Source organism: Erwinia tasmaniensis Et1/99 (assembly GCF_000026185.1).
Classification (GTDB): domain Bacteria; phylum Pseudomonadota; class Gammaproteobacteria; order Enterobacterales; family Enterobacteriaceae; genus Erwinia; species Erwinia tasmaniensis.
Genome location: NC_010694.1, coordinates 2,133,741 through 2,149,460 on the forward strand (window position 1 = coordinate 2,133,741; position 15,720 = coordinate 2,149,460).

At 48.6% G+C, this 15,720-nt stretch carries 14 protein-coding genes; 8 read left to right on the forward strand and 6 right to left on the reverse strand.

The genetic code is table 11. From position 1 onward, the window contains the following. Positions 1-156 precede the first annotated feature (156 nt). The 3 genes from lolB (at position 157) to prs (ending at position 2,767) form a co-directional block, all read left to right on the forward strand. Entirely contained in the window at positions 157-783 is a 627-nt protein-coding gene (gene lolB / locus ETA_RS10525) for a lipoprotein insertase outer membrane protein LolB (protein WP_012441611.1), read from the forward strand. After that, complete coding sequence (ispE, locus tag ETA_RS10530) at positions 780-1,637, forward strand: 4-(cytidine 5'-diphospho)-2-C-methyl-D-erythritol kinase (RefSeq protein WP_012441612.1); 858 nt, start codon at positions 780-782, stop codon at positions 1,635-1,637. Before lolB ends, ispE begins: the two co-directional genes overlap by 4 nt. 182 nt (positions 1,638-1,819) lie before the next feature. Beyond that, the gene (gene prs / locus ETA_RS10535) at positions 1,820-2,767 is read left to right on the forward strand and encodes a ribose-phosphate diphosphokinase (RefSeq protein ID WP_013201847.1); all 948 of its coding nucleotides are present in this window, start codon (positions 1,820-1,822) and stop codon (positions 2,765-2,767) included. Between the two features lie 310 nt (positions 2,768-3,077). Here the strand turns inward: prs and ychH are convergent, their stop codons facing one another. Beyond that, positions 3,078-3,359: a stress-induced protein YchH gene (gene ychH, locus ETA_RS10540; RefSeq protein WP_012441614.1), complete on the reverse strand. Its 282-nt coding sequence runs from the start codon at positions 3,357-3,359 to the stop codon at positions 3,078-3,080. A 264-nt stretch (positions 3,360-3,623) separates the two neighbouring features. On the opposite strand from ychH, the gene pth reads away from it, so the two are divergent. Continuing rightward, positions 3,624-4,211 carry an aminoacyl-tRNA hydrolase gene (gene pth, locus ETA_RS10545; protein WP_012441615.1) on the forward strand — a complete coding sequence of 196 codons (588 nt, stop codon included), beginning with the start codon at positions 3,624-3,626 and terminating at the stop codon, positions 4,209-4,211. On the opposite strand, the gene ETA_RS19945 is transcribed toward pth, so the two are convergent. Further along, on the reverse strand, positions 4,198-4,377 hold the full coding sequence (locus ETA_RS19945; RefSeq protein ID WP_157861795.1) for a hypothetical protein: 180 nt from the start codon (positions 4,375-4,377) through the stop codon (positions 4,198-4,200). The genes pth and ETA_RS19945 overlap by 14 nt on opposite strands. 69 nt (positions 4,378-4,446) lie before the next feature. After that, positions 4,447-5,928, reverse strand: a complete 1,482-nt coding sequence (locus ETA_RS10550) for a SulP family inorganic anion transporter (RefSeq protein ID WP_012441616.1) — start codon at positions 5,926-5,928, stop codon at positions 4,447-4,449. A gap of 351 nt (positions 5,929-6,279) precedes the next feature. On the opposite strand from ETA_RS10550, the gene ychF reads away from it, so the two are divergent. The 4 genes from ychF (at position 6,280) to ETA_RS10570 (ending at position 11,985) form a co-directional block, all read left to right on the forward strand. Beyond that, positions 6,280-7,371 carry a redox-regulated ATPase YchF gene (ychF, locus tag ETA_RS10555; protein ID WP_012441617.1) on the forward strand — a complete coding sequence of 364 codons (1,092 nt, stop codon included), beginning with the start codon at positions 6,280-6,282 and terminating at the stop codon, positions 7,369-7,371. 326 nt (positions 7,372-7,697) lie between these two features. Beyond that, positions 7,698-8,882 (forward strand): hypothetical protein, encoded by a 1,185-nt coding sequence (locus ETA_RS10560; protein WP_012441618.1) that lies wholly within the window; start codon positions 7,698-7,700, stop codon positions 8,880-8,882. 348 nt (positions 8,883-9,230) lie between these two features. After that, entirely contained in the window at positions 9,231-10,466 is a 1,236-nt protein-coding gene (locus ETA_RS10565) for an MFS transporter (protein ID WP_012441619.1), read from the forward strand. 52 nt (positions 10,467-10,518) lie between these two features. Further along, positions 10,519-11,985, forward strand: a complete 1,467-nt coding sequence (locus ETA_RS10570; protein WP_042959315.1) for a glycoside hydrolase family 32 protein — start codon at positions 10,519-10,521, stop codon at positions 11,983-11,985. 33 nt (positions 11,986-12,018) lie between these two features. Here ETA_RS10570 and ETA_RS10575 read toward each other — a convergent pair whose 3' ends face one another. The 3 genes from ETA_RS10575 to ETA_RS10585 form a co-directional block, all read right to left on the reverse strand. Further along, positions 12,019-13,011 (reverse strand): LacI family DNA-binding transcriptional regulator, encoded by a 993-nt coding sequence (locus ETA_RS10575; protein ID WP_012441621.1) that lies wholly within the window; start codon positions 13,009-13,011, stop codon positions 12,019-12,021. 412 nt (positions 13,012-13,423) lie between these two features. Further along, positions 13,424-14,494 (reverse strand): hypothetical protein, encoded by a 1,071-nt coding sequence (locus ETA_RS10580; protein WP_012441623.1) that lies wholly within the window; start codon positions 14,492-14,494, stop codon positions 13,424-13,426. Between the two features lie 125 nt (positions 14,495-14,619). After that, positions 14,620-15,693 (reverse strand): IpaD/SipD/SspD family type III secretion system needle tip protein, encoded by a 1,074-nt coding sequence (locus ETA_RS10585; protein ID WP_083772862.1) that lies wholly within the window; start codon positions 15,691-15,693, stop codon positions 14,620-14,622. Positions 15,694-15,720: the final 27 nt, after the last annotated feature.

Sequence of the window (15,720 nt, forward strand, 5' to 3'; positions counted from 1 at the left end):
AATAAAAGCCATGCTTCATCTATCCCTGCAACAAGATATCCCTATCCGCCGCTCAAATCAGATAATTTGCTGATTGACGGCGTCAGTTTAGCTGGTTAGCGTGAACGGTTAATGCGGCAAGTACGCCCGAACCGAGTCTGAGGAGCTGACCCTGTTATGTTATCGTCGAAACGCCGCCTGATGCGGCTTCTTCCCCTTGCCAGCCTGCTGCTAACGGCCTGCGGCCTGCATACGCAGCCGCAAAACCCGGGGCAAAGCCCGACCTCTTTACAGTGGCATCAGCATCAGCAGGCGGTAGAAAAAATCACCCACTATCAAACTCGTGGGGCCTTCGCCTGGCTTTCCGAACGGCAAAAAGTGTATGCCCGTTTCAACTGGCAGCAAAGCGCGCCGGACCGCTACCGTCTGCTGCTGACCAATCCGCTTGGCAGCACTGAACTGCAGCTGGATCAGCAAGGCCAGGTCGCACAGATCGTCGATAACAAAGGCAAGCGGTACGTCAGTAACGATGCCGCCCAGATGATCTCACAACTGACCGGCATGACCATTCCACTCAGTAATCTGCGCCAATGGATGATGGGCCTGCCGGGCGAAGCAACGGACTATCAGCTGGACGACCAGTATCGCCTGCGTGAAGTCAACTTCAGCGAAGAGGGTAAACGCTGGCACGTTACCTACCTTGACTACCACACCGAGCAAAACCCACAGCTTCCCGCCAACATTGAGCTACAGCAAGGCGACCAGCGGATCAAACTGAAGATGGATAGCTGGACGATAAAATGATCACCACATGGCCCGCACCGGCAAAGCTGAACCTTTTTCTCTACATCACTGGCCGTCGCCCGGATGGCTATCACGATCTGCAGACGCTGTTTCAGTTCCTCGATTATGGCGATACCCTGACGATTGAAACCAATCAAAGTGGGACTTTACGGCTGTTGAGCCCGCTGGACGGGGTGCCGGACGATGACAACCTGATTATTCGTGCGGCAAAACTGCTGCGCGAACAGGCGCAAAAGCACAGCACCCTGCCAGCCAACGCGGGCGCAAATCTGGCGGTAACGAAACGGCTGCCGATGGGCGGCGGGCTGGGCGGCGGTTCTTCTAACGCCGCCACGGTGCTGGTGGCGCTTAATCACCTTTGGCAAACCGGCTTCAGTTTACACCAGCTGGCAGCCTTTGGCCTGCAGCTGGGTGCCGACGTGCCGGTGTTTGTGCAGGGCTTCGCCGCCTTTGCCGAAGGCGTTGGCGAGCGGCTTATGCCGGTCTCCCCCCCGGAGAAGTGGTATCTTGTGATGCACCCTGGGGTCAGTATCGCCACTCCTTTGGTGTTCAATGATCCTTTATTGACCAGAAACACGCCACGTCGTGAAATCAGCGCCCTGTTATCCGCTGAATTCCGCAATGATTGTGAGGCAGTCGTAAGAAATCGTTTTCGTGAGGTTGAACAGCTTGTTTCCTGGCTGCTAGAATACGCGCCGTCACGCCTGACCGGGACGGGTGCTTGTGTGTTTGCAGAATTTGACACCGAGTCCGCGGCCCGTCAGGTGTTTGAGCTGGCTCCGGCTGGATTGCAGGGATTTATTGCGCAAGGCGTTAACATTTCTCCGCTACATCGCACCCTGTCGGAGCAATAGAGCCAATGTGACAGTGTCACTCCGTTCCAGACACTGCACGGCCGCTCTCAGATACCCCAAGTCTTTGGCGTTTCGGCGTTAAGGACATTGGGTAAGACACCCGTATGAAAACGTAAACAGTATGCCGCCCAGTGCTGTTTTCGCTATTTCATTCTCTGGACGCAAAGCCTGAGGTTCTTCTCGTGCCTGATATGAAGCTTTTTGCTGGTAACGCCACCCCGGAACTAGCACAACGTATTGCCAACCGCCTTTACACCAGCCTGGGCGACGCCGCCGTCGGTCGTTTCAGTGATGGTGAAGTGAGCGTACAAATCAACGAAAATGTACGCGGTGGTGATATTTTCATCATCCAGTCCACCTGTGCCCCTACCAATGACAACCTGATGGAACTGGTTGTTATGGTTGATGCCCTGCGTCGCGCTTCCGCTGGTCGTATCACTGCGGTCATCCCCTACTTTGGCTATGCACGACAGGATCGCCGCGTGCGCTCTGCCCGTGTTCCAATCACTGCCAAAGTGGTTGCCGACTTCCTTTCCAGCGTTGGCGTTGACCGCGTTTTGACAGTGGATCTGCACGCTGAACAGATTCAGGGCTTCTTTGACGTCCCGGTAGATAACGTATTTGGTAGCCCCATCCTGCTAGAAGATATGCTGCAGATTGGTCTGGAGAACCCGATTGTGGTCTCCCCGGACATCGGCGGCGTAGTCCGTGCCCGTGCCATTGCCAAGCTGTTGAACGACACGGACATGGCGATTATCGATAAGCGCCGTCCGCGTGCCAATGTGTCGCAGGTGATGCACATCATCGGCGACGTCGCTGGCCGTGACTGTGTGCTGGTTGATGATATGATCGATACCGGTGGAACCCTCTGCAAAGCAGCCGAAGCGCTGAAAGAGCGTGGGGCTAAACGAGTATTTGCTTATGCCACTCACCCCATCTTCTCCGGTAACGCGGTCGAAAACCTGCGTAACTCGGTGATTGATGAAGTGGTGGTGTGCGATACCATTCCTCTGCCGGAAGAGATCAAAGCGCTGCCTAACGTGCGTACTCTGACTCTGTCAGGCATGCTGGCTGAAGCGATCCGTCGTATCAGTAATGAAGAGTCTATTTCAGCCATGTTTGAGCATTAAAAGGCATTAAGCAGGCTGGGTATCGCGTTCGCTCCGGCGTCATCTGATGCCAGGGCGTGATGCAGCTTCAGCCTTACGGTGCCGGGTACTCATTTATTTCGTCAGCACTTAAGGGACAGGCCAACGCCTGTCCCTTTTTATTTGATCGGTGGTGGAATGTGACTAAGGTAGAGTGCAGGCTTTGATGAGGTCCTGATATTACGCAGTGACAAGACGGGCAGCCTATAGAACATCTTCGCTTCAGGGCTCATAATGAGCCGAGGTCGCCATAAAAGCTGTGCGCCCGTTTGTGCGACAGGCGCTAACTCATCTAATGATGGTGCTGGCCGCCGCCACGACGGCAGCGCGGGTCACCACAATGGCGCACCCAGTAGTATCGGTCGGCAATTTTCTCCCGGCCGCTGACTCTGGCACCCACTAGCCAGGTTAGAGCACCGATAAAAATACTGAATATCGCGCCATGTACCATAAACTGCGGCAGGCTAAGCTGTGGGAACTGATTCGCGACCGAATAACCAATGCCGACAATCATTAACAAAAACCCGAATATCATCAGGATATTACCTAAAAGATGTGTATGTTGACGTTTCATCGTGCCCCCCAGACTTTTTTCAACAGCAAATCCCGTTGCCAGACAGGACCAGTCTAGGAAACATTCAGAACTTTTTATGAGTCAGCGATCACATTCAGCGGTGATTATTTGACAAAAATTTACTTAACGCCCCCCTGGCGTGCTTCAATTTTCACACCCGCCTCCCCACTGTGATGAATCGGCTTTTTACGCAGATCTTTGAGTTATCTGCTCTGCTTGAGTAAACTGGCCGTTTTCATCCGAATTCTGCAGGAAACATGATAAGTGAGCCGAATTAAACTGATCGTTGGTCTGGCCAACCCCGGCGCCGAGTACGCCGCCACGCGCCATAATGCTGGCGCCTGGTACGCCGATCTGCTGGCTGAGCGCCATAATCAGTCGTTGAAGGAAGAGAGCAAATTTTTCGGCTTCACCGCGCGGCTAAATCTGGGCGGTGAAGACGTGCGCCTGCTGGTCCCCACCACTTTTATGAACCTTAGCGGCAAGGCGGTTGCCGCAATGGCGACCTTTTATCGTATCCCCGCCGAAGAAATCCTGGTTGCTCATGATGAGCTGGATCTGCCGCCCGGCGTGGCAAAGTTCAAACAGGGGGGCGGTCACGGCGGCCACAACGGCCTGAAAGACATCATTAGCAGGCTGGGTAACAATCAGAATTTCCATCGTCTGCGTATCGGCATCGGCCACCCCGGAGATCGACAGAAAGTGGTTGGATTTGTGCTGGGTAAACCTCAGGCAGCAGAACAACGGCTGATTGATGATGCGGTTGATGAGGCGGTACGCTGTACCGAAGTATGGATGAAAGAAGATCGCCTCAAGGCCATGAATCGGCTCCATAGCTTTAAAGCGGGTTGATACGTCCGGCAATACGGCGGTCAATAACGGCTATCGTTACCACGTCAACGTGAATGCCCGCCGGCAGAAAAACATTTATTTTCGCATTCCGCTGGCGGGCACAAATCGATGGCGACAGTCTCGCGGGTATGCGCACAGGCAGGGATACGCACCCGGTCATTTTCATGCCGTCTTGCCTCTCCGTGATGAAAACACGGTTTCAGATTAACGGCAGGATCGTCGGCGGCTTTACGTTTCAGACATCGTTACCGGCAGCTTTAGGTTCCGCGTTGTCTAAATCGTGGCTGCAAAATGGCCCGGCATGACGCAGCAGGCGTATACAGTCCTCACTAAGATGACGCAGGAGCAGTTTCTTTCCGGCCTCCTGGTAACGGGCTGTGAGCTTATCAATGGCCTCTACCCCGCTGGAATCCATGACGCGGGTACGCGCAAAGTCAATCACCACGTTATCCGGGTCTTGATGCGGATTAAATAGCGCCTGAAAAGCCGTGGTGGAACCAAAAAACAACGGACCTTCCAGTCGATAGGTCTTCTGTTCCTGCGTTTCCGCGCGCTCAATAACGCTGATACGCGCATGCTGCCAGGCAAACACCAGCGCAGAAATAATCACACCACAGATCACCGCCAGCGCCAGATCGGTGAAAATCGTTACCAGCGTCACGGCCACCATAACAACAGCATCCGCCTTTGGCATATGCTTAAGACGACGTAGAGAGCTCCACTCGAAGGTATTGATACAGACCACAAACATAATACCCGCCAGCGCCGCCACAGGAAGCAACGCGATATACTGCGACAGACTGACAACAAACAGGATCAACAGAAGCGCGCCGACGAGATTGGAGATACGCCCGCGGCCGCCGGAGGTGAAGTTGATAATCGACTGACCGATCATCGCACAGCCCGCGAAGCTCCCAAAGAAGCCACAGAGGGTGTTTCCTATCCCTTGTGCCACGCACTCCTGATTGCCAGCGCCCTTTTTACTGCCCATTTCGTCGAGCACGGAGAGCGTTAATAACGACTCGATCAGCCCCACCAGCGCAATCACCACCGCATAGGGCAGCACGATTTTTAACGTTTCCCAGCTCAGAGGCGCGGTCGGCAGGTGGAACTGCGGCAGCGTGCCAGAAATATCCGCCAGATCGCCCACGCGCTTGGTATCAAGGCCAAAACCAACCGCAATGGCGCTGATGACAATCAGCGCCGCCAGCGAGCCCGGAATGGCTTTGGTCAGTTTAGGAAACAGCCACACTATCAGCATAGCAAGCGCCACAAGGGCATACATCATCGGCCCCTGCCCTTTGATCATCGGGAACTGGGCCAGCATAATGACAATGGCCAGCCCGTTAACGAAACCATAAATCGCCGGTTGCGGCACCAGCCGGATAAATTTACCGAGCCGCAGAACGCCAATCGACAGCTGTATCAGCCCGGCGAGAATAGTCGCCAGCAGCACATATTCGTAGCCATGCTGGGTTATCAGGCCGATCAAAACAACAATAATGGAACCGGCTGCGCCAGAAATCATACCCGGCTTGCCGCCGAAGAAAGCGGTAACCAGCCCGAGGATAAAGGCGGTGTGCAGCCCAATAGTCGGTGAAAGGCCGGCCAGCAGAGAAAAGGCGGTGGCTTCCGGGATCAGTGCAACAGAAACAACGGCCCCGGCCAGGACGTCATTTTTAACGTCGCTCGCCCTGAGATTTTTCAGGTTAAACATACTATTTCCAGTCTTCATTTAGCGTGATTGAGAGTCCGTGCCGCATTTATTGGGCACAGCTGGCTCGTCAGAATAACGAGTGGCGGCAACAGGCGTTGCTCTGGGGGGTAATTTCAGGGTGGCGTAAGCAGCGAGCAAGGCATGCAGGGTTCCCGGTTCTTTGTAAAGTCACGTCAGTATGAGAAAATGTGAGTAGGATCTCAAGTAATAAGTTAGCAGGCGCACGAGAAATCAACGCCATCAAGGCTTAAATAACGTGTATAATGCGCGAAAACTTTTAAGACAACCGTCTGTGACAATATCAGGGCGTTAATCAACCCCCTGATTATCAAGCTATTAAGGTGATTCAACATGGGATTCAAATGCGGTATTGTGGGCCTGCCAAACGTCGGGAAATCCACCCTGTTCAATGCGTTAACCAAAGCGGGTATCGAAGCTGCTAACTTCCCGTTTTGCACCATTGAGCCGAATACCGGTGTGGTGCCAATGCCTGACTCACGTCTGGACCAGCTGGCGGAGATCGTTAAGCCACAGCGCATTTTACCTACCACGATGGAGTTCGTTGATATCGCCGGTCTGGTGAAAGGGGCCTCTAAAGGCGAGGGACTGGGTAACCAGTTCCTGACCAATATCCGGGAAACCGAAGCCATCGGCCACGTCGTGCGCTGCTTTGAGAACGACAACATTATCCATGTGAATAATAAAGTCGACCCGGCTGATGATATCGAAACGATTAACACCGAGCTCGCCCTGTCCGATCTGGATACCTGTGAACGTGCCCTGCAGCGCGTGCAGAAGAAAGCCAAAGGTGGCGATAAAGATGCCAAAGCCGAGCAGGTTGCGTTGGAGAAATGTCTGCCGCATCTGGAAAAAGCCGGTATGCTGCGCGCGCTGGATTTAAGCGACGAAGATAAAGCGGCCATTCGCTATCTGAGCTTCCTGACGTTAAAACCGACCATGTATATCGCTAACGTCAATGAGGACGGTTTTGAAAACAATCCGTATCTGGATAAGGTGCGTGAAATCGCTGCCAATGAGGGCTCCGTCGTCGTACCGGTTTGCGCCGCTGTCGAATCAGACATTGCTGAACTGGAAGATGGCGACCGCGAAGAGTTTATGGCCGAGCTGGGTATCGAAGAACCTGGCCTGAACCGCGTGATCCGCGCCGGTTACAGCCTGCTAAACCTGCAAACTTACTTCACCGCGGGCGTGAAGGAAGTGCGCGCATGGACGATACCCGTTGGCGCAACGGCACCGCAGGCTGCCGGTAAAATCCACACTGATTTTGAGAAAGGTTTTATCCGCGCTCAGACTATCGCTTTTGATGACTTTATTGCCTTCAAGGGTGAGCAAGGGGCTAAGGAAGCGGGCAAAATGCGTTCAGAAGGTAAAGAGTATATCGTCAAAGATGGCGATGTTATGAACTTCTTGTTTAACGTCTAAATCGCTTCTGTTGTCTCATGAGGTTTTGGTCAATCTCAGAAAGATAAGCAAACTTGATAAAATCCATGCAGTTGCGTGGATTTTTTTTCATAGGTTCTCAACTCATCTCGCAATAAAGCAGTTAAAAAATGAGTATATAGATAAGTTAAACCTAACGAAAAAAAAGCAAGGCGCTACCATTTAAATTCAACGGTAAGCCCGGCATATTGTCATTAGGCGAGAGTTGAATAAAGAATGACTACATGCAGTTTCTAGCAGATGATATAGAAAATTAAAAATAAGACAGAGTAAATATTTTTCTAACAAATAATTATGTGAGATGAATAATGGTAATTTTTAACACGCAAACATGCCGTTACCCTAACTGCTTTGACGAAAACATCAATTCTCATGCAATCTCAAGGAGATTTTCCCTCGAAACGATTGCTGAAGATTATCATCTATTTCATTTCAAGCCTCGCCAGATAAGTCGTTATGAAAAAAAACCCTATTTTAAAAAAATAGGCACATCAAAAGCCACAGCACAAGGAGGATTTTGCGAAACTCACGACTCTTTCTTTAAGAGACTTGACACAGATGAGATTCACACAACAAGGGAAATATTGTTACAGGCATATCGATCATTATGTATCATTAATAATGAAGAAAAAAAGGCTGCAATTTCTATTTACGGCTTAAACTCACCTGATGCTTACGATAAAATAAGAATCGAAGAAGTCGTGGCTTTTCTTGATAAAAGTGGTCATTCTAATTTAATCGAAAAATTATATGATGATCGCATTGTTACGATCGTTAAAAAGAAAATACAATTTTTACGTTCGGAGAGCGTTGATAGAGACCTAAGAGAAATAGAAAAATTATCTGATTACTTAATACGTATATTAGATTTTATTGAGATGCACGATGTACCTACCTGTGAGTTCAGAACATTAACGACTAAAAATATGGGTTATCGTATATTTTACTATAAAACAAACTTCAAAATACCTGTAAGTATTAATGCAATGACCAGGGGTTGTTTTTTCGGCGAAAAAATTAAAACATTCTCAATCGTTGTGCCATATAAAGAATCAAATGTTATAATCGGCATCATTCCCAATAAGATAGGATATGCGCAATTTTATGAAGATAAAATAGAGGATTATTTTTCAAATAGATTAAATGTTATAACCTTCGTAGAATCATTAATGTCAACTTGTGATGGTTGGTTTATCAAACCATCAATAATTGACAACATGAGCGATGAAAAAAAGGAATTTTTTATGCAGGATTGCATGTTCTATAATGAACGAAAGTTATATGCTGAGTATGACTTTTCTATCTTCGATGATTTGAAAGAAAAAATATGTACTGAGGATGGCATTGACTTACCGACCGCTAAACTCGCCAACATCCCACTGCGGGAAGATTACGAATTAAGATATGCGGCAATGCTTAAATCTATTTTAGCATCAGATCCTCTTGGTGAGGTTAAATCCGCTGAACCTGGCTCAAAATCAGCAAAATTCTAAATCAGAAATCTTCGTATTTTTACAGACTCCGGATAAATTCAGCCGAAGTCATGTCATTTAATGATAAATGTGTCCTCCCATGATTATATTCCATGCGCCAGTTGCCAGGTTTATCTTACGCATCCTCCTGTGACAGGAGCCAATGATGGGCACGAGATGCCTTACAGCCCCCCTAAAGCGCTTTTTACAACGCTCTGCCCTCCCCGATAAAAATGTGGAGTCGATCACACCCCCGCAGTGTTAACGTTAACATCAGTGATTAACATCACATTCTGACAAGGAGAGGTATTTATCCAGCCGGAAGTTAACGTTAACAATACGCGCAGTACTCGGCTACATGGAACAATCATGAATAACGAAACCCGTAAAAACTATATTCTGCTTAGTGGTCTGCTTTTTTTCTTCTTTTTCACATGGTCATCATCGTTTTCGCTCATCTCTATCTGGCTAAATCAGGAAGTGGGATTGCGAGGTGCGCAAACCGGAGTGATATTTTCCGCCATCGCACTGGTGGCCTTCTGCGCCCAGCCGCTGTATGGATTTATCCAAGACAAGCTGGGATTACGCAAAAATTTGCTGTGGTTTCTCGGCTTCATGCTATTGATGTCCGGCCCTTTTTTCGTCTTCGTCTATGCGCAACTGCTGAGATTTAACATCCTGCTCGGCGCACTGGCCGGGGGCCTTTATGTCGGTGCGACTTTCTTTGCCGGTACCGGAGCGCTGGAATCCTATATTGAACGTGTAAGCCGCATCGCCGGGTTTGAGTTTGGTAAAGCCAGAATGTGGGGCTCTCTGGGCTGGGCTTCAGCGACCTTTTTCGCCGGCATGCTGTTAAATATCGATCCTGATATCAACTTTTGGCTGGCTTCTGCTTCTGCCGCGATTTTCCTGGTCCTGCTGTATTGGGTAAAAGAGGTAAAAGTCGATGCGCTAAGCACCCTTGAGTACGGTAACCCACAAAAACTCACCATGAAGGATGCGCTGGCACTGCTTGCCATGCCGAATTTCTGGGCGTTAGTGGTTTTCGTGATGGGCGTCAGCGTTTACAACGTCTACGATCAGCAGTTCTCCGTCTACTTTGCATCGCTGTTTTCAACCCCACAGCAGGGCAACGAGATGTATGGCTTTCTCAATTCTCTACAGGTGTTTCTGGAGGCCGGCGGAATGTTTCTTTCACCTTTCCTGATAAACAGGATCGGGGCAAAAAAAGGTCTGCTGCTGAGTGGAACGATCATGGCAGCGCGGATTTTCGGCTCCGGTTTAGCGGACGGGGCAATAATGATTTCCGCAATGAAACTGTTACATGCCGTTGAATTGCCCATTCTGCTTATTTCGATTTTTAAATATATTGCTTCACGCTTCGACCAGCGCTTATCCGCCACGCTGTATCTGGTTGGTTTCCAGTTTATTACCCAACTTTGCGCCAGCGTGCTCTCCCCTGTTGCAGGCTACGGCTACGACCATATCGGCTTCGCCGATACCTATATCATTATGGGGACGATGGTGGCCAGCTTTGTGGTGATATCCGCTTTTCTTCTGAAGGGAGAAAAGCAAATTACCAAAGTGATCGACGTACCTGCTTAACAGTTTAAAATATTTCCGCCTGCTATATCGGCCTTAAATGAGTTAACTAATGATGAAAAATACGCTGCAACGCGCAAATCAAGCCCAACAGGAACTGAAAAAAAAGGTTAATGACCGCTTTTATCCTGACTTCCACCTGGCTCCTCCCGCCGGCTGGATGAACGATCCAAATGGTCTGGTCTTCAGCCGTGGTCTTTATCATGCTTTTTATCAGCACCATCCCTATGATGAAAATTGGGGCCCCATGCACTGGGGGCATATGACCAGCCGCGATATGATCCACTGGCAGCATCAGCCGATTGCACTGGCACCCGGCGATGAATATGACCGTGACGGCTGTTTTTCCGGCTGTGCGGTTGAAGATAACGGCGTACTGACTCTTATTTATACCGGACACGTCTGGTTGAAGCAGCCTGGTGACGACAGTGCCATCCGCGAGGTGCAGTGCATTGCGACCAGCACGGATGGGATCAACTTTAGCAAGCAGGGAGTAATACTCACACCGCCCGAAGGCATCATGCATTTTCGCGACCCCAAAGTCTGGCGCCAGGATAATCGCTGGTACATGGTCGTCGGCGCGCGTACGCAGGATAATATCGGGCAGGTTTTACTGTATAGCGCTGATTCACTCTACCAATGGCAATTTGAGCGCGTGCTGGCCAAAGCCGATAGCCATTCAGGCTATATGTGGGAATGCCCGGATTTTTTCCCGCTTGGCGACAAATTTATGCTGATGTTCTCCCCCCAGGGGATGAAGGCTGAAGGTTATCGCTACCGAAATCTTTTCCAAAGCGGCTATCTGCTGGGTCAGTGGCAGCCGGAAGTTGATTTTGTGGTTGAACGGAATTTCCAGGAGCTCGATAGCGGGCATGATTTTTATGCGCCCCAATCTTTTCTCGCCGAAGACGGGCGGCGCATTATTTTCGGCTGGATGGATATGTGGGAGTCTGCCATGCCAAGCAAAGAGGATTTTTGGGCAGGATGTCTGACGCTGCCCAGGGAGCTGACGCTGGATGCAGAAGGTCGGGTCAGAATGGCTCCTGTGCGCGAACTGGAAAGTTTACGCAAGGATCGCCATTCTCTTGAGCCTATTTCCCTGAAAAATCAGCGTTGTGAGTTCGACCTCTCTGTTGTAACGGGTGAAATACAGCTCACGCTGGATAGCAAGAACAGTGATGCAGAACGATATGGACTGGAGTTTGCTGCCGGAGAAAGTGGTCAGTGTGCCACCCGGCTGTATGTTGATAATCAGTCAAGAAGGCTGATATTAGATCGAGGCCAGTCAGGACTCGGCGTTGCCGGCTATCGTAGCGTTCCGCTACCTGATGATGACCTTCTGGAGCTGAGAATATTTATCGATCGCTCCTCGATTGAGGTGTTTGTCAATCAGGGAGAAAGCTGCCTGACCAGCAGGATATACCCGCCGGCGCAGGAACAGGTGTTAAGACTGTACGCTGAAAACGGTCATGCGCAGGTGATCCAGTGCACCCACTGGACGTTAGGCTGTATCAGTAAATAACAAGACAGGTAGCCCGTCCGCTGGGCGGGCCGTCTAGCGCGTGGAGGCACGCAGCAGCAGCGGGCTGGAGAGCTGATGAGTTTCCACATCGTTTCGCTGCTCAATGATATGCAGGGCGGCTTCACGACCAATATCGAGATGGGGCAACTGCACCGTACTCAAAGCAGGCAGAAAAAGCTCGCCGATACCCACCATATTGTCATAACCCAGGATTGCCACATCCTGGGGGATCCGCAACCCGGCAGCCAATAAATACTGATAAGCAACGAAAGCGATACGATCGTTACCACACACCAGAAGATCAAAATCCGGACGGCCATCGCGTAGATGAGCAGCAATGATTTTCGCGGTGTCTAGATAATACTGGTCACCGAAAGGTAAGTGCTGTTGACGGGCGGCATCAGGTACGCCTGCCTCTTGCCAGGCCAGTTCAAACCCCTGACGTCGCCTGACGCCGGCCAGCGTGCAATCAGGCAGATAAATACACAGAGGTTTGCGATATCCCTGAGTAATCATCTTATGCGTCGCCAGATATTGCCCGTGAAAATCATCCGGAATATAACTGGCAACGGCCCGATCGTCGGTGACGCAGTTTGCCAGCACCAGCGGCTTGCCGCTCAGGCGCTCTGGAATATGCACTTTCCGCAGGCCCATGGTGGTAAATACAATCCCTGCAGGGCGGAAAGAGAGTAACTTGTCGACCGCCTGCTCCGCATCATTATCGTCAAACAAATTAACTACGAAGGTGCTCCAGCCATGTTGCTGCGCAGTTTTTTCTAATGACAGCAGAAGATCGACGGAAAAAGGCGTGGTCGCCGTATCTAAAGCCAGCACCCCAATGGAGGGTGGAGCGCCCTCCCCTCGAATTTTACGCGCGGAGAAATCGGGTACGTAGTTCAACTCTTCAATAGCCAGCTTAACGCGTCTGTAGGTTTCCTGACTTAGCAGGCCGGGATTATTGATGGCGCGCGATACGGTCATCAGAGAAACCGATGCCCGTTTTGCAACGTCTTTTAACGAGGTCATAATTTCCTGCTACTTGAAGATGGCATTGATATGACAACTATAATACGGTCAACGAGCATGATAACCAAGAGAAGTCTAATACCGCGTTTTATCCCAGACTTTTCCGCTCTATTAGCAGTGAAAAAAGGTCCGTAGGCAAGTGTATCTCGTTCATATTTATTTGACGTGACTGTGTTTTATCACAACTTTTTTCTCTCATATTTATGAAGTTTACATATCGGCCAGATAGTCTGCCAGTAGCGACTGGTACAACCTCCAATTGTATCTGTAGTTTCCCAGGGCTGGCAGAAATATGGTATTTTAGGAACACCCGATCATTAGACCTTATTTGGGAGAAATTCAGAGCCATAATACACCGTATTGGTTGTCAACTTAACCTCTCGTGAATTAATAGTATAAGTTTAAGATCCTTTTAATTATTTATCGCTTGGCATTCATCTGACTCGTTATCGTAAAGAGCTGAGGGTTCTGCATTAGGTTTGTTAACCCTGTCTATTTCATGATGCGATAGGCGTTTGACTTTGTCATTGACTGGCGGAGCATGTATTTCGGCCACCGTTTGTATTTGGCATGAGGACCGGGCGGCGTTATCGCTGCGTTCAGTTTGAAAGAGATGCTCTCCTGCGCCGTTGGGTGTAATTTCAGAAGTCAGTGCAGCAGCCTCCTCTGTCAAATAACGGTCGACAGGATATCCGCTGTCCAACGTAGATGCCTGTGCCAGGAATACATCCCTGAAAAGGCGAAATCGCGTCTGAATCTCAAGTTCCGTAGCATTTCTGGCGGTTAACGATTTAATAAGGCTTATGGCGTGCTTGTTGCAAAACCGTTGATTGATATTATATTGCTCGGACTTCGGGTCATTAAGCGCAAGGCCGGGATGAATTTCCGACCATTTTTTATCACATTCATTATTAAAACATTCAATAAAGTGATGGAATGCATCATGACCAGATATAAATAATAGATTTTTTAGCTCCCTGCCTAGGACAGTAGTTTTTGCATCCGTATAATTATCACTCTCAGTTATTTTACTCAGTTCATCTGCTGCGCGATGATTAATTTTATCCTTGGAAAAATTGGTAAGAATCCCCAGTAGAAATAGTTCGGTCTTTTTCTCTTTACTCTCCCTTTCTATATTCAAACCCTTGAGATTAATACCCGAAAGGGTCAAATTGTTGAATAGCTCTCTCGCACCATCAGTAAAATAGAGGGGTGATTTAGAATTTTCCTGCGCCAGCTTGACCTTATTTTTACCTAGATTGTCTCTAATGAGACTCTCGCTCAACAAGTGGAGTTCGCCGTTTTTTTCAGCGATTTCATTGATATTTCTCTTCATTTCTCTGGGAAAACATGAGGAGTCAGGACAATATACCGATGACAATGAAGAAAAAACTTTACTTTCTTGCCTTCGGTTTTCTTTTTTTGACAATGTAATGGAAGGTGTGATACTCGAATCTAAGCCATTGGCAATATTCACTCCCATAAAAACACCTTATTTTCTTGTTGAATCGAAAAACGCATAATGAAGAGCGGAAAGCATCATTAATTCTAAGAATAAAATTATGCTATCAGTTCATATTTAGAGATTTTTACTGTAAACGATGGATGTCACTGTTTTAAAAAATCCAGGGCATTGTTACCCATCCGGTTTATGGTTTCACTAAAGACCTTATTTAGAGTATCATACGTGCTACTTGCCTGACTGTAACGTGATGAAAAAGATTGCATATTACTTTGCAGAGCGCTTCCAACGGCATTAAAACGCACCAGCCATGAATTGTATGTGGCGACAGGCACCTGTCCGTTTTTACCATTAGGAAACTCCCCCTTGATAGATGAATACTGAGCCATATTGAAAGAAATCGCCCCATCTTCAGCAATTTCAAAAGCAGGATCCAGCGTTGTTCTCATATTTAATCGTTCTTCTCCCGACATATTCTCCCAGCCTTTTACATTACCCAAATCGGTCGTACTTAAAAAAATATTGAATTTATTATAGCCGTCACTCATTATCTTCTTATCAAAATTAACGCTATTGCCATCTTCACCAGCTGAAAGTGATTCAGAGGAAGCCTTTTGAACATCTTTGTTATATGATTGATACATATCTAAATATTTTTTCATTAGCCCAGCGTAAAAATCGATATACTCAGACTTTATTCTGCATATAGCCAAAGAAATCTTCGCCCACAGGTCGGCATAACTTGTTCCGATAGTGATCCTACCTTCGTGAGAGACAGCCTGTAGTTCCTTAAGATCCTCTAGCGAACGCTTAGATTGATGATGTGAAAACTCAGTCTTAACGGAAACGTTCCGCCGCTCGCTATTTAAACCACTTAAAATGCTAAGAATATCATCCGCGAGTTCCTTTTGTCTGGCCACACTACAAGGGGCGTCCTGGCTATACAACTCTGCCGATAAATCGCCCAATTTCTTAGCCAAGTTTTCAACATTCTTTGAATGAGGCTCAATGGACTCCGACACAAAGCCATCCAAAGTATTTTTAAGCCCACGGAATTTATAATCAAATTCTATGCCTGATAAGGCATCCAGAATTTGCTGTGAAATCTCTATATCTAAAACTCTCTCGCTTTCAAGCAAAGGAGCAGTCTGCTTGTCAGCAACATATACTTGAGCGAAATCCTCACCGTTCTGAGATGGGACAACAAGAATCTTTGCCATATTAACCCTGTTCATTTCCAAAGCGAT

What these genes read in the sequence shown, in the direction of transcription:
- ETA_RS10580 (WP_012441623.1), bottom strand. Translation starts at nt 14,494, where the DNA reads ATGGGAGTGAATATTGCCAATGGCTTAGATTCGAGTATCACACCTTCC.
- ETA_RS10550 (WP_012441616.1), bottom strand. Translation starts at nt 5,928, where the DNA reads ATGTTTAACCTGAAAAATCTCAGGGCGAGCGACGTTAAAAATGACGTC.
- ETA_RS10570 (WP_042959315.1), top strand. Translation starts at nt 10,519, where the DNA reads ATGAAAAATACGCTGCAACGCGCAAATCAAGCCCAACAGGAACTGAAA.
- ychH (WP_012441614.1), bottom strand. Translation starts at nt 3,359, where the DNA reads ATGAAACGTCAACATACACATCTTTTAGGTAATATCCTGATGATATTC.
- ETA_RS19945 (WP_157861795.1), bottom strand. Translation starts at nt 4,377, where the DNA reads ATGAAAATGACCGGGTGCGTATCCCTGCCTGTGCGCATACCCGCGAGA.
- lolB (WP_012441611.1), top strand. Translation starts at nt 157, where the DNA reads ATGTTATCGTCGAAACGCCGCCTGATGCGGCTTCTTCCCCTTGCCAGC.
- ETA_RS10565 (WP_012441619.1), top strand. Translation starts at nt 9,231, where the DNA reads ATGAATAACGAAACCCGTAAAAACTATATTCTGCTTAGTGGTCTGCTT.
- ETA_RS10575 (WP_012441621.1), bottom strand. Translation starts at nt 13,011, where the DNA reads ATGACCTCGTTAAAAGACGTTGCAAAACGGGCATCGGTTTCTCTGATG.
- ychF (WP_012441617.1), top strand. Translation starts at nt 6,280, where the DNA reads ATGGGATTCAAATGCGGTATTGTGGGCCTGCCAAACGTCGGGAAATCC.
- ispE (WP_012441612.1), top strand. Translation starts at nt 780, where the DNA reads ATGATCACCACATGGCCCGCACCGGCAAAGCTGAACCTTTTTCTCTAC.
- ETA_RS10560 (WP_012441618.1), top strand. Translation starts at nt 7,698, where the DNA reads ATGGTAATTTTTAACACGCAAACATGCCGTTACCCTAACTGCTTTGAC.
- ETA_RS10585 (WP_083772862.1), bottom strand. Translation starts at nt 15,693, where the DNA reads ATGGCAAAGATTCTTGTTGTCCCATCTCAGAACGGTGAGGATTTCGCT.